Genomic DNA, 13,968 nt, shown 5'->3' on the forward strand with positions numbered 1-13,968 from the left:
GGTCGCCGTTCATAGGAATGCCATGGCCAACTGCATAAGCCGATCTCATAGTACAACCGGCACCTTGCAGTTGGAGTGACCTGGATCACTATCCGGCGCGATCGGCGCGCCGGTTAACTCCAGCCCAGGAACCTCAACAGGGCCGCTGTGCCGGCGCCGGCGATGACCACCACCAGGAAAGGAGCCCGGAGCGTCAAGGCGATTGCCGCCGCGGCAAGTGCACCAAGCCTCGCGTCAGCGGCAAGGCCCTGCCCTGACACCATCGCGTTCACCACGGTCAGCGACGCGAGCAGGCCTATGGTCATGGTGCCCGCGATGCGCGATGTGCGCGGATCCTCGAGGAATTTGGCGGGCACAAAGTACCCCACGATTTTCCAGGCGTAGGCAAGGGCGCAGGCAATCAGCAGCCAGATCCACAGGCTCATGTACCTGCCTCCGGATCCGCGCCGTCCGGGCGCTCCGCTCCCGGACGGGTGCCGGCGGCGTCCTGGTGGTGGCCGGGATGGTGTGTGTAAGGCTCGACGTCGGGCTCCAGGCCTTCGTCACGGCGGCCATGGCTGAACCACCCCACGAGTGCAGCCACTACGGCGGCAACAAGGATGGGCACGCCCGGCGGCACGAAGGGAACCGCCACGACGGTGGCCACGGCGCAAACGGCCGCGATGGCGATGGGCTCCCGGCCCCTTAGCCGGGGCCACAGCAAGGCAAGGAAGGCGGCGACGGCAGCCCCATCCAGCCCCCACTGTTTGGGATCGCCCAACCCGCTGCCGGCGAGCGCACCCACTGCCGTGAAGAGGTTCCACAGCACGTACACGCCAATTCCGGCTGTCCAGAAACCGCGGCGCTGCTCCGCAGGGTCCGTCTGGCCGGTGCTGGTGGCCGTGGATTCATCGATGGTCAGCTGGGCCCCGATGTATTTGCGCCATCCGGTGGGCCGCAGCAGCGCGTTCAGCTGCATCCCATAAATGCCGTTGCGCATGCCCAGGAGGGTGGCGGCGCTCATGGCCGCGATGCCCGATCCGCCGCCAGCCACAACGCCGATAAAGGCGAACTGCGATCCGCCGCTGAAGAGGAGCAGGCTCAAGGCCATCGTCTGCCAGAAGTTGAGCCCGGACGTCACCGCGAGCGCGCCGAAGGAGATCCCATACAGGCCGGTGGCGATGCTGATGGAGAGGCCCACCCTGACCGCCGGCGAGGCCAGCAGCTTCACGCCCGGCCTCCACGACGGTTCATGGGCAGGGACGGTTTGCGCAGGCTCCAGGCCCACAGGATGAGGGGTGCCTGCAGCGGCAGCCGCACGGTGTGGATTTTACGACGGCGGGGCGTACCGGCCGGCCCGCATGCCCGCACGAGCGCGTCCACATGCCCGGCCAGGAACGCGGTGAACATGGCAGTGAGGGCGGTGGCCGTGAGTTTTCGCGTGGGCGGCAGCAGGATTCCGACGGCGGCAGCCAGCTCCAGCAGGCCGCTCACGGCGATCCACTCGTCCCGGGACAGGAGCGCCAGCGGATGCTGCGCTGCGACGCCCTGGTCCCGGTTGCTACCGTCGCCGCTGCCCTGGTCCACGTTGCCATGCTCGCTGCCACCCTGGTTGGTGCCGGCCGCCGGATCCCGGCGGCACAGGTAGTCCGGAACTACCTCCCGGTAGAAGCCCGGATCCCGGAAATGCTTGCTTGCGCTGGCCAGCAGGAGGACTCCCATTGCAGCCGCAGACAGGTTCTGGACGGCTGGACCCTCAACGGACGGGCGCGAAAACGACGAGCGCGTAAAAGGCCGGCCCCGGGTGGACAGGCTGCGTATGGACGGGCTCCGAAAGGCGGGGCCGGGCCAGGGAAAAGACATGGAACCACTCAATCACAGCAACTGCGACGGTCTGAAACCGGCGGCTGCCACAAGGCGGTGACGGCAGAAAAGGCATTGTGCCGCTGTCACGCTGGGCATCTGTCGCACTGCGCACCTGTCACGCCCAGGCGAGCGGTGAGCCCCCATACGGCGGTGGTGGGAACGGGTAGTCCAGGGGCCGCCCGGCATCCGTCAGCGGAGGCCCAACGTAGCGGAGTTCGCCATAGGTGCTGCCCGTGGACCGATAGTCGGGGACGGGCACTTCTGAAGGACGTTCCGTGTTCCTGCCCAGCGAGAAGAGTTCTTCGGCAGTCCGGGCGAGGGACAGGTGCGCGGCGCCCCCGGTCCCGGCCTCCCGGCGTCGGCCCAACAGGTGGATGGCAGCCGCAGCGACACCATAGCCCGTGGCATGGTCCAGCGCCTGGACGGGCAAGGCACCCGGGAGCCATTCGCCGTCGTGGTTCTCCTTGCCGTAGACGTGCGCGATTCCGCACGCGGCCTGCACGATGCTGTCGAAGCCGCGCAGCCTGCTCCACGGACCGGCGCTCCCCCAGCTGTCCAGGGTGACCACCGCAAGCCCGGGGTACGAGGCCAACAGTTCCCGGGGGTTGAACCCCAAGCGGTCCAGGGCGCCGTGCCGGTAGCCGGCAACCACCACGTCCGCGCTGCCCAGGAGTTGCCGGAGCCGGTGCTGGTTATCCGGCAAACTGAGATCTGCCTCCGCACTGCGCTTGCCAAATGCTGTGTCCACGAACTGGTCTTCAATTTCGGGGAAGGCAGGCGGGTCGATCCGTAGGACATCTGCTCCCAGGGCCGCGAGCAGGCGGGTGGCAACTGGACCGGCGATCACCCGGGTCAGGTCCAGGACCCGCTTGCCTCCCAAGGGCAGAGCCTCCGACTGGCCGCTACCTGGTCCGGCGCTGTTTCCACCTGGACGTTCCTCCGCAAAGTCCCGCAGCCCCAACCCGGTCGTCGTCCTGTCCGCGAATTCGACGGCAACCCAGGGTCCTGACGCGGCAGCCTGCCCCATGTCCGAGGTAAGCCATTCCCTGCGCGTCCTGACAGCTGCGGCAATACCGCCGAGGTCCTGGATGGCTGTCTCGGCTTCCAGTGCGGCCATGGAGCGGAGCCGCCGCTGCGCCTGCTCTGGTGAGGTGGCGCCCAGTGCCTGCAGCAGCCGCTGCTCATGATGGGGGTAGTTGGCGTGGAGGCGGATCCAGCCGTCGCCGGTGCGGTGGAAGCCCGAGAGGGGCGCGAAGCCCTGCGGTTTGCGCCCGGCAATGCGCAGGTGGCCGAAAGAGTCGAATGCTGCTGCGGTAAGCGCAGGCGTAGTCCTGAACCGGCCGGGGGTACCGGCATACAGGTTGAGGGCAGCCGCCGCGGCCTCCACGGAGTGCAGTGCCAGGCCTTCGACGTCGAGCGGGCCGGCCCACCAGCGGCGCGGAGAGTACGTGACCGCAGCATCCACGCCAGGCCCTACTTTCCCTGTGGCGAGGCCATCCGGAGCTGGTCAAGGACACGGCCCGGAACGTTGGTGGTGATCTCCTGGATGCCCAGGTCCTGGCAGAGTGCCACATCCTCCGGCGAGTCCACTGTCCACACGCGGAAGCGCCGGCCCGATTCCAGCCAGCGGCGGACGGTGGCCGGGCGCTCCCGGACGTAGTCAATTCCGGGGCCGGCCATGCCCACTTCCCGGTCGTCCAGGATACGTTCCCCCTCCAGTTGGGTCGCCTTCATCAGGTTGGCGATGGCACCCCCGGTGAGTGGGCCCACACCCAGCCCGCCACGAATCTCGTGGATGGTGAGGTCGTCCACGAGCTGGCAGATGTATTGCGGCGGGACGGAAAGGAGCAGGTGCCGGACGGAATCGGGGTTGAAACTCATGAAGGTCACAGCCACGTTGTCCACCGTGGAGCTTTGCGGGTCCCAGCCCTCGCTGCGGAGCACCTCCAAAACCCGGTCCTCAAGTTTGAGCTGGTACGGGCTGGGGTGCTTGAGCTCGATGGCCAGCTTCATGGGCCTGCCCGCGCCGCGGAGGATGTCCAGAAGCTCCGGAAGCGTGAGGAGCTGCTCCGAGCGTGCCCCGTACGCTTCCGGGATGCGGACTCCCTTCCAAGAGGAGAAGTCCAGCTGCTGCAGCTCCCGCAGCGTCCGTTCCGCCACCGGACCGGTTCCGTCCGAGGTGCGGTCCAGGTTGGCGTCGTGCATGAGGACGACGTGCTGGTCCCGGGTCAGGTGGACATCGCACTCCACCCCGTCGGCGCCGTCGGCCAGGGCCTGCAAATAGGCGGCACGGGTGTGTTCGGCATAGGCGCCGCTTGAACCGCGGTGGGCAAAGACCAGCGGCCGCTGCGGCACTGACTCGTCAGTTGTCATGCTCACACGGTAGCCGACCGGCCCCCGCCTTCGGGGCTAGGCTTGGCACATGCAGGTGAACTCTGAGGCAACTACTGGGCCAACCACGCAGGAAGCACCCGCCGAACCGGCGCAGCAGGCGGGGTTGGGCACATTGGCGACAGGCGCCGTCGTACGCGGCCAGCTTGGTGCCGGTGACGCCGAAAAGGCGGCAGCGCTGCGGAAGATGAAGCTGCTGGCGCTGAGCCTGCTCATTGCCATGGCGGTGATTTTTATCTTCGCGTTTGCGCTGCAAAAGGACTACCCGTGGCTGCAGTACGTGCGCGCCGCCGCGGAAGGCGGCATGGTGGGTGCGCTGGCCGACTGGTTCGCCGTTACGGCCCTGTTTAAGTACCCCATGGGCATCAAGATTCCGCACACAGCCATCATTCCGCGGCGGAAGGACCAGATCGGCGCCTCCCTGGGCGAATTCGTGGAAACCAACTTCCTTTCCGAACAGGTGGTCCAGGACAAGCTGGCGAGCGTCAACATCGCCCGCCGGGCAGGTCAATGGCTTTCAGCACCCGCCGGCGCTGACCGGGTGGCCAAGGAGGGCGCAGCGGTGATCCGCGGCGCGTTCAAGGTGTTGAATGACGACGACGTCCAGGCCGTCATCGAGGGCATGGTGCGCAAGCACCTGCTCACTCCGCCGTGGGGACCTCCAGTGGGCAGGCTGGCGGAGCGGATCTTCCATGACGGGCACCACCACACGCTGGTGGACCTGCTGGTGGACCGTGCCGCTGACTGGGTGGACGACAACCACCAGACCGTGACCCGCCTGGTGTCCGACCGCTCCCCCACCTGGGTTCCGCAGTTCGTGGACGGGCTGGTGGGCGACAAGGTCTACCTCGAGATCCTCAAGTTCGTGCGCGCCGTCCAGGCGGACCCCAGGCACCAGGTGCGGCAGTCGATCGACAAGTACCTCAACGACCTGGCGCAGGACCTGCAGCATGATCCCGCGATGATCGCCCGTGCGGAGGACATCAAGGCCCAGGTGCTGGGCGATCCCGAGGTGCGCGAACTGGCGTCCCGGACCTGGGGCACCGTGAAGAACGCACTGTTGGGTGCCGTGGACGATCCGGACAGCGAGCTCACCATCAAGTTCAAGGCAGCGGTGCGCGATTTCGGGTCGCGGCTGGTGGACGATTCCGAGCTGGCAGGCAAGGTCAACGCCTGGATCGGCGACGCTGCAGGCTACCTGGTGCGGACCTACCGCTCAGACATCGCCGGGGTCATCACGGACACCGTGGCCCGCTGGGACGCCGAAGAGACCTCGCAGAAGATTGAACTCCAGGTGGGCAAGGATCTGCAGTTCATCCGCATCAACGGCACAGTGGTGGGGTCCCTTGCGGGGCTGGCGATTTTCACGGTGGCGCAGCTGATCTTTGGGTGATTTGGCCGCGGATTCATTGCGGCGCTGCGCAGGTTCCTTTTCGCGTCGAATAGTTGGGGCGCGAAAGGGAATCTTCGCGTCGAAAACGTACGACGGCGGCACGTCGGCTCGGTCAGTCCGGCACCATGCCCGCTAGGCGAAGGCCTCCAGCTCCACGCCTGCGGCCTCAATCCCAGCACGGATACGCGACGCCATCTCCAGTGCGCCAGGGCTGCCGCCCTGCAGGCGGAGGGAGTCCGGGCGAACCTTGACCACCGTCCCGTCCACGGCGACCACTTCCCCTTGCGTTGCCAGCCGGACGGCGCGCTCAACCACCACGTCGATGTCGTGCAGGACTGCGTCCTCTTCGGAAAGCGGCACCAGGCTGCCATCGGCGAGGTAGGCGCGGTCGGCGAAAGCCTCGATGAACACGGGGTGCCCCGCTTCTTTGGCCTGCTTGATCAGCTCGGAGCCCGGGAAGCCCAGGATGGGCAGGCCGGGGTCGTAGGCGTTCACTGCCGCAACCACGGCAGACGCCTGCTCGGCGTCGGAAATCAGTGCGTCGTACAGCGCTCCGTGCGCTTTAACGTAGTCCACGGAGGCACCCACAGCATGCGCGACGCCGTCGAGCGCCCCCAACTGGTACAGCACGTCGCCGAACAGCTCGTCGAAACCCATCCCCAGCGCGCGCTGCCCATAGCCCGCAAGGTCGCGGTAGCCGAGGTGGGCCCCCACGGTGACATCGAGCTCGTAGGCTGCGCGGCAGCTGTCCAGCATGGTGACGGGGTCGCCCGCGTGCAGGCCGCAGGCCACGTTGGCACTGGTGATCAGCTGGAACATGGCCGGGTCGCCTCCTGCCGTCCAGGAGCCGAATGATTGGCCTACGTCAGCGTTGAGATCCAAGAATGTTGCCTTCCAGCGTTAGGTGGTCCGGCCCGGCAGCTGCCGTCAGCTCCCCGGGAATGGTGTCCGGCATCGGCCCGAACGCCTCACGGGCATTCTTGGCCACCGCACGGCCCATCACGAGGTTACCGGCTCCACCCACAACGGCCCCTATGCCGAACGGGAGCGCCCTGCCGAACAGCGCAGTACCCTGCCGCTTGAGCAGGTTCTTGAGGAAGGCGTGCTGGATACGCTTCCGTACACTGCCGAAGCCCGGCCCCACCATCGACTTGGAGAGCACATTGCCCCAATTATTGGCGGCGCTGTTGCCGCTGCCGGAGGCCTGGCCACTCAGGGTTCCCAGCAGGGCTGTACCCTCCTCGCCGAGCATGATGGCCATGACCATGGTGCCGGCTTTCTCCGGGTTGGTGAGCCGGATGCCGTGAAGTTCGGCCAGCGAGGTTGCGTAGAGTGCCGTTGCTTCCAGGAAGCCCACTGTGGCGGCGGCGGACAGTCCCAGCGACGCTACAGTGCCAACACCGGGTACGACGGCGGTAGCGCCCACCACGGCGCCGCCACCGGCGACAGCGCGCAAGTAGTCGCGCTCTGCGATGTCCGCCAGCTGGGCTGCGGTGGCGCGCGGGTGCTTCTTTTGGAGCCGCCGGATGTATCCAACCACCAGCGGCCGCTGGATCTGAACCGCCTTCAGGAGCATGTTGTGGACGCCGGGCTTGGGTTTGCCGTCGGAATCGAACATGGTTCTGTGGGCGGTTTCCTGTGCGATACGAAGTGCGGGATTGCTGCGCCGGGCCATGGTCACCTTCATTCAATCGACCTGCAGCGGGAGGCTGCCGTGCTCTTTCCATCCTATGTGGATAAACACTAAGCATGCTTAACTTCCGCGCCCGGCACCCGCGGGCGGGCTGCTCTGCAGGCCGGACCCACCCTTGGATCCAACGCACCTGCCGGCAGCCCGCCGTCGGGCGTTACTTCCTGGCCTGCTCTACCTCTTGGGCGGACACCCCGGCAGCGCTTCGCCCGTTAGCCTCCGCGTCATTGCGGAGCTCGGCCCGAAAAACCTCGAAGCGGGCAAGGTGTGCGGGCCGGCGCCGCAAGACGGCCCAGGCCACGCCAAGGACAACGAACCAAATGGGTGTTACCAACAAGGCGATGAGGGTGTCCGGCTGGGTGGTCAGTGCCCAGAGGACGAAGGCGAAGAACGCGTAGACCACCCAGACCGCGGGGATGCCGCCGGGCATCTTGAAGTTCGACGCCGCGTGCAGTTGGGGGCGGCGGCGACGGAAGGAAATGTAGCTGGCCAGGATGATCGACCAGACGAAGATGAAGCAGACGGCGGAAACTGTGGTCACCATTTCAAAGGCCTTGCCAACGTCCTGGCCGGCGTACATGAGGACGACGCCGGAGAGCAGCAGGACGCAGGACAGGAACAGTGCGTTGCTGGGCACCTTCCTCGTGGACAGGCGGCTGAAGATGCCCGGCGCGTCGCCCTCCTGGGCAAGGCCGAAGACCATGCGGGACGTGGAGTAGATACCGGAATTGGCGGAGGACATGGCCGAGGTGAGGACCACCAGGTTGACCACGGTGGCCGCGGCGCCGAGGCCGGCCAGGGAGAACATGCCGATGAAGGGGCTGTGGCCGGCGGCGAACTGGGTCCACGGAGTGACGGCCATCAGGATGACCAGCGCGCCCACGTAGAACAGGAGTACGCGGACCGGGATGGCATTGATGGCCTTGGGCAGGGTCTTCTCCGGGTTCTTGGCCTCGGCGGCGGTGGTGCCCACCAGTTCAATGCCGACGAAGGCGAACACGGCGATCTGGAATCCGGCAACGAAGCCCATGAACTCGTTGGGGAAGAACCCGCCGTGGCTCCACAGGTTGGTGAAGCTGGCCGTGCCCGTGTCGGACTGGAAGCCGGTGAAGATCATGAAAAGGCCCACGATGATGAGCGCAGCGATGGCGACGATCTTGATGAGGGCGAACCAGAACTCGGTTTCGCCGAAGGCCTTGACCGTGGCGAGGTTCAGCACGAGCAGGATGCCAATGGTGGCCAGGCCCGGGATCCAGAGCGGCAGCGCCGGCCATAGTTCCTTGGAGTAGCCGGCGATGGCGATAACGTCCGCGATGCCGGTGATCACCCAGCAGAACCAGTATGTCCAGCCGGTGAAGAAGCCGGCCCACGGCCCCAGGAGGTCCGCCGCGAAGTCGCTGAAGGACTTGTAGTTCAGGTTGCTCAGCAGCAGTTCGCCCATGGCGCGCATGACGAAGAAAAGCATGAACCCGATGATCATGTACACGAAGATCACTGAAGGGCCGGCCGCGGAGATTGTCTTGCCGGAGCCCATGAAGAGGCCGGTGCCGATCGCGCCGCCGATGGCAATGAGCTGGATATGGCGGTTGGTCAGCTGCCGTTCCAGGTGGGGAGGTTCGCTGCGGACCGCCGTGCGCGCGCCGTTGCGCGCTGGTTCGCCGTTGGAAGTGGGGGGATGAATCGCCATGAGGAACTCCATCGATAAAGCGGCATTTTGGGTACCGCAAAAGATTTGGTTCCTCCCCGCTCTGTAGGGAACCTGAGAGTTTCCGCAGCCCAAGCCGCTTGCACCGTCGGTGAGCCAGGGCATGCCTGGCTGCTTTCCAGAGTTGCCTGTCCGCGGCGGTACGTGGGCCTGAGAGTTTCCTGGGGAGGGTTTGCTCCTACGGCGCCTGCTAAATGTACCCGGCAGGGCTCTCCCGCCGCAGGTCGAAGGCATGTTCAGTTGGACGCCGCGGCCTGTCGGGGGCCACGGCGGTCATGCAATGGGACAGGCGCCGCACAGTTGAGCCGCTCCGGATACGCTGAGCCAGCCGCAGGCAGCGCCAATCCCGGGGATTAGTGTGGTGTCCGTCACGATGCAATGTCAAACCCTTCCTGACACAAGCGGAGCAAGGCCCCGTCTTCTTCGGTTCTTTCGGGTGCTTCACGGGCCCGCGATTTGCCACCGCCCGCCATTCCCGATACCTTGTGAGCCGAATCACCCACATTTGAATAAGCCTTTCGAGCTGTGACGGGAGAGTCCTCCCGGCGAAAACACCGGGCAGGCGCCGTAGGAGCAAATCCTCCCCAGGAATCTCTCAGGCCCCCGTACCGTCATGGCGAGGCGACTCTGGAAAGCAACCCGGCTTTTGCCTGGTTCACCGACGGTGCAAGCGGCCCCTGCCAAGAGCAGGCAACGCGGAATCTCTCAGGTCCAATACAGAGCGGGGAGGAACCCATCCCACGCCGTGCCACCTTCGGCCGGCCAAAACTGGAGTTCCTCATGACGATTCAATCGCTTCCAACATCGTTTGTTGACCGCCACATCGGCGCGCGCCGCCAGGCCGACGTCGACACCATGCTCAAAGCCGTGGGCTACGACAGCGTGGACGGCCTGGTGGACGTTGCCGTCCCGGCCTCCATCCGGCAGGAAACCGCCCTGAAGCTGACCGACGCCCTCAGCGAAGTTGAAGTCCTGGCCGAATTGCGCCGCATCGCCGGCAAGAACAAGACCGCTGTCCAGATGATCGGCCAGGGGTACTACGACACGGTCACTCCGCCGGTCATTCGCCGCAACATCCTTGAGTCCCCGGCCTGGTACACGGCCTACACGCCCTACCAGCCCGAAATTTCCCAGGGTCGTCTCGAAGCCCTGCTGAACTTCCAGACCATGGTCCAGGACCTCACGGCACTCCCCGTGGCCAACGCCTCCCTGCTTGACGAGGCCACCGCGGTGGCCGAGGCCGTGCTCCTGATGCGGCGCGCCAACAAGGCCAAAGGCCAGAACGCAGACGCCAAGGACGGCAGGACTGTCCTGGACGCCGACTGCCTCCCCCAGACCATCGCCATCGTCAAGGGCCGCGCTGAGGCGCTGGGCTTCGATGTTGAAGTGGCTGATCTCGCCAAGGGCCTGCCGGAAGGAGCCATCAACGGCATCGTGCTGCAGCAGCCCGGAGTTTCCGGCCGGGTATGGGACCAGTCCGGGGTCATCAGCGCCGCCAAGGAGCGGGGTGCGCTCGTGACCGTCGCCGCGGACCTCCTGGCCCTCACGCTGATCACCCCTCCGGGTGAGCAGGGCGCAGACATTGCCGTCGGCTCCACCCAGCGCTTCGGCGTGCCGCTGTTCTTCGGCGGACCGCACGCCGCCTACATGGCCGTGCAGAAGGGGATGGAACGCTCGCTCCCCGGCCGGCTGGTGGGCGTCTCCAAGGACAACGCCGGCGCACCCGCCTACCGGTTGGCTTTGCAGACCCGCGAGCAGCACATCCGCCGCGAAAAGGCCACTTCCAACATCTGCACCGCCCAGGCGTTGCTGGCCATCGTGTCCTCCTTCTACGCGGTCTACCACGGCCCGGACGGACTAAAAGCGATCGCCGAGTCCGTGCATCACAAAACCAGGGTCCTGGCCACCGCCCTCACTTCCATGGGCCGTGAACTGGTCGCCGGCTCCTTCTTCGACACCCTCACCGTGCGCGTCCCGGGCAAGGCCGCCAAGGTCATCAACGCCGCCGAAGCACGCGGTATCAACCTGCGCTTTATCGACCAGGACACCGTTGGCGTCTCCATTGATGAGACGACGACGGCGGCAACGCTTTCCGCCGTCGCCGTCGCCTTTGGCGCGGGTCCGGTGGGGGACGCCAAGGGCTTCGAACTGCCGGGAACCGTACTGCGCACGTCCGGCTACCTGCAGCACCCGGTGTTCAATACGCACCGGTCCGAAACCCAGTTGGTGCGCTACATACGGAAGCTCTCGGACCGGGACCTGGCGCTGGACCGCACCATGATCCCGCTGGGTTCCTGCACCATGAAGCTGAACGCCACCGTTGAGATGGAAGCGATCTCCTGGCCGGAGTTCGCCTCCATCCACCCGTTCGCGCCCGATTCGCAGACGGCCGGTTGGCGGGAACTCATTTCCGGCCTGGAAACCGACCTGGCTGAGATCACCGGCTATGACCAGGTGTCCATCCAGCCCAACGCCGGATCCCAGGGCGAGCTCGCCGGCCTGCTGGCGATCCGCGGCTACCACCACTCCCGCGGTGACCAGCAGCGCAACGTCTGCCTGATTCCGGCCTCGGCCCACGGCACCAATGCCGCCTCGGCGGTCCTGGCCGGCATGAAGGTGGTGGTTGTAGCCACTGCATCGGACGGCACCATCGACCATGACGACCTCTACGCCAAGATCGAAGCGCACAAGGACGCCCTGTCCTGCATCATGATCACCTACCCGTCCACTCACGGCGTCTACGACGGCGACGTCCGCGAGGTTTGCGATGCAGTCCACTCCGCCGGCGGACAGGTGTACGTGGATGGGGCCAATCTGAACGCACTCGTTGGGCTGGCGCAGCCAGGCAAGTTCGGCGGCGACGTGTCCCACCTGAACCTGCACAAGACCTTCTGCATCCCGCACGGCGGCGGCGGACCGGGCGTCGGTCCCGTTGCGGCCAAGGCACACCTGGCGCCGTTCATGCCCGGTGACGCCAACAAGGCCGCCCATGAAGCTGGACATGGGGTGGCGATCTCGGCGTCCCGGTTCGGTTCCGCAGGCGTGCTGCCGATCTCCTGGGCGTACGTGAAACTGATGGGCGGCGAGGGCCTGACCGAGGCCACCAAGTCCGCGCTCCTGGCCGCCAACTACGTGGCCGCGAGGCTGAACGAGTTTTACCCGGTGCTCTATACGGGTGAAAGCGGTTTGGTGGCGCACGAGTGCATCCTTGACCTGCGCGAACTCACGGCCAGGACGGGCGTCACGGCCGAGGACGTGGCCAAGCGGCTGATCGACTTCGGCTTCCACGCCCCCACCCTGGCGTTCCCCGTGGCCGGCACCCTGATGGTGGAGCCCACCGAGTCCGAGGACCTGGCCGAGATCGACCGCTTCATCGACGCCATGATCACCATCCATGCCGAGATTGAGCAGGTAGCTGCCGGGGACTTCTCCCTGGAGGCATCTCCGGTGCGCAACGCACCCCACACCGCTGCCGCCGTCGTCAGCTCCGACTGGGGCCGCGCCTACCCGCGCGAGCAGGCCGCGTTCCCCGTGCCCTCGCTGCGGCAGGACAAGTACTTCCCGCCGGTGGGACGGATCGACGGTGCCGCCGGCGACCGGAACCTGATCTGCTCCTGCCCTCCCCTTGAAGACTTCGAAAACTAAGGACTCACCCAATGACTGAGAACTACACCGCTCTCTACGAGCAGCACAAGAAAGCCGGGGCCTCCTTCACGGACTTCGGTGGCTGGCAGATGCCGCTGAAGTACAGCTCCGAGCTGGCCGAACACCACGCGGTCCGCAAGGCTGCCGGCCTGTTCGACCTCTCCCACATGGGCGAGGTCTGGGTGACAGGCCCGGACGCTGCCGCGTTCCTGGACTACGCCCTGGCGGGCAAGCTGTCCGCGGTCGCCGTCGGAAAGGCCAAGTACTCGCTGATCTGCGACACCGACGGCGGCATCATTGACGACATCATTTCCTACCGCAGGGCGGACGACAAGTTCCTCGTAGTGCCGAATGCGGGCAACGCCAAGGTGGTGGCCGAGGCGTTGAAGGAACGTTCCGCGGGCTTCAACGTGGCCGTTGACGATGCCTCCGCGGAAACGTCGCTGATTGCTGTCCAGGGACCCGCGGCGGAAGCCATATTGCTGAACTTGGTTCCCGCGGAACAGCACGCGCTGGTGACGGAGCTGAAGTACTACGCTGCAGTCGAGGTGGAGATTGGCGGCCAGACGCTGCTGCTCGCCCGGACCGGATACACCGGCGAAGATGGGTTCGAAATTTACGTTCCCAACCTGGACGCGCCCGCGCTGTGGGAAGCACTGCTGGATGCCGGTGAAGGCCATGGCCTGGTTCCCGCCGGCCTGGCTGCCCGTGACTCGCTCCGGCTCGAAGCCGGCATGCCGCTCTACGGCAACGAGCTTTCCCGCCACGTGAACGCCTACGCCGCCGGGCTGGGACCCGTGGTGTCCCTGGCCAAGGAAAGCGACTTCGTGGGCAAGGAAGCCCTGGCCGCCATCAAGGCCGCCGGCGTCGGAGCCACCATTGGGCAGAAGCTCGTGGGCCTCAAGGGTGCCGGACGCCGCGCCGCCCGCGGCCACTACCCTGTCCTCAAGGACGGGACCCTCGTTGGCGAGGTGACCTCCGGCCAGCCCTCCCCCACCCTCGGCTACCCCATCGCCATGGCCTACGTCGACGTCGAATTCGCCGAACCCGGCACCCTCCTCGACGTAGACCTCCGCGGCAAGCCCGAACGCTTCGAAGTAGTGTCACTGCCGTTCTACCGCCGCCAAAAGTAGCGTCTACCGCTCCGTGGTCGCCTTTGCCCGGCGGCACCGACATCCTCCGCGGGCTCGGTCGCGAAGACGCCCGCTGGGCGGACGTGACGCTCCCTTAGACGCCCGCTTCCGGATGCCGGCCCCGCAGGGGCAAGGGTCGCTCACCGCTGACAACTCGACCTTTGGC

11 protein-coding genes and 3 riboswitches are annotated in these 13,968 nt (G+C 66.3%); of the genes, 3 read left to right on the forward strand and 8 right to left on the reverse strand.

The genetic code is table 11. From position 1 onward, the window contains the following. Positions 1–113 precede the first annotated feature (113 nt). The 5 genes from FBY30_RS04255 to FBY30_RS04275 form a co-directional block, all read right to left on the reverse strand. On the reverse strand, positions 114–425 hold the full coding sequence (locus FBY30_RS04255; RefSeq protein ID WP_142131385.1) for an AzlD domain-containing protein: 312 nt from the start codon (positions 423–425) through the stop codon (positions 114–116). After that, entirely contained in the window at positions 422–1,210 is a 789-nt protein-coding gene (locus FBY30_RS04260; RefSeq protein ID WP_142131386.1) for an AzlC family ABC transporter permease, read from the reverse strand. Before FBY30_RS04260 ends, FBY30_RS04255 begins: the two co-directional genes overlap by 4 nt. Beyond that, complete coding sequence (locus tag FBY30_RS04265; protein ID WP_142131387.1) at positions 1,207–1,701, reverse strand: DoxX family protein; 495 nt, start codon at positions 1,699–1,701, stop codon at positions 1,207–1,209. The genes FBY30_RS04260 and FBY30_RS04265 overlap by 4 nt, the downstream gene beginning before the upstream one ends. A 259-nt stretch (positions 1,702–1,960) precedes the next feature. Beyond that, a complete protein-coding gene (locus FBY30_RS04270) occupies positions 1,961–3,310 on the reverse strand; it encodes a CoA transferase (RefSeq protein WP_142131388.1) in 1,350 nt (449 codons plus the stop codon). Between the two features lie 8 nt (positions 3,311–3,318). Then, positions 3,319–4,218 (reverse strand): glycerophosphodiester phosphodiesterase, encoded by a 900-nt coding sequence (locus FBY30_RS04275; protein ID WP_142131389.1) that lies wholly within the window; start codon positions 4,216–4,218, stop codon positions 3,319–3,321. Positions 4,219–4,267: 49 nt separating this feature from the next. On the opposite strand from FBY30_RS04275, the gene FBY30_RS04280 reads away from it, so the two are divergent. After that, on the forward strand, positions 4,268–5,629 hold the full coding sequence (locus tag FBY30_RS04280) for a DUF445 domain-containing protein (protein ID WP_142131390.1): 1,362 nt from the start codon (positions 4,268–4,270) through the stop codon (positions 5,627–5,629). A gap of 132 nt (positions 5,630–5,761) precedes the next feature. Here the strand turns inward: FBY30_RS04280 and FBY30_RS04285 are convergent, their stop codons facing one another. From FBY30_RS04285 to cycA, 3 genes are all read right to left on the reverse strand, one after another. Continuing rightward, on the reverse strand, positions 5,762–6,511 hold the full coding sequence (locus tag FBY30_RS04285; protein ID WP_142131391.1) for a LamB/YcsF family protein: 750 nt from the start codon (positions 6,509–6,511) through the stop codon (positions 5,762–5,764). Beyond that, positions 6,495–7,304, reverse strand: a complete 810-nt coding sequence (locus tag FBY30_RS04290) for a hypothetical protein (RefSeq protein WP_142134903.1) — start codon at positions 7,302–7,304, stop codon at positions 6,495–6,497. Before FBY30_RS04290 ends, FBY30_RS04285 begins: the two co-directional genes overlap by 17 nt. A 172-nt stretch (positions 7,305–7,476) precedes the next feature. Continuing rightward, positions 7,477–9,006: a D-serine/D-alanine/glycine transporter gene (gene cycA / locus FBY30_RS04295; RefSeq protein ID WP_200830634.1), complete on the reverse strand. Its 1,530-nt coding sequence runs from the start codon at positions 9,004–9,006 to the stop codon at positions 7,477–7,479. Positions 9,007–9,057: 51 nt separating this feature from the next. Then, positions 9,058–9,152, reverse strand: a riboswitch (glycine riboswitch). Beyond that, positions 9,153–9,251, reverse strand: a riboswitch (glycine riboswitch). Between the two features lie 292 nt (positions 9,252–9,543). Then, positions 9,544–9,645: riboswitch (glycine riboswitch) on the forward strand. A 159-nt stretch (positions 9,646–9,804) separates the two neighbouring features. Between cycA and gcvP the strand changes: the two genes are divergently transcribed. Next, on the forward strand, positions 9,805–12,669 hold the full coding sequence (gene gcvP, locus FBY30_RS04300; RefSeq protein ID WP_142131392.1) for an aminomethyl-transferring glycine dehydrogenase: 2,865 nt from the start codon (positions 9,805–9,807) through the stop codon (positions 12,667–12,669). 11 nt (positions 12,670–12,680) lie between these two features. Next, positions 12,681–13,802 (forward strand): glycine cleavage system aminomethyltransferase GcvT, encoded by a 1,122-nt coding sequence (gcvT, locus tag FBY30_RS04305; RefSeq protein WP_142131393.1) that lies wholly within the window; start codon positions 12,681–12,683, stop codon positions 13,800–13,802. The last annotated feature ends 166 nt before the right edge of the window (positions 13,803–13,968 follow it).

This window comes from Arthrobacter sp. SLBN-83 (genome assembly GCF_006715285.1).
Taxonomy (GTDB): domain Bacteria; phylum Actinomycetota; class Actinomycetes; order Actinomycetales; family Micrococcaceae; genus Arthrobacter.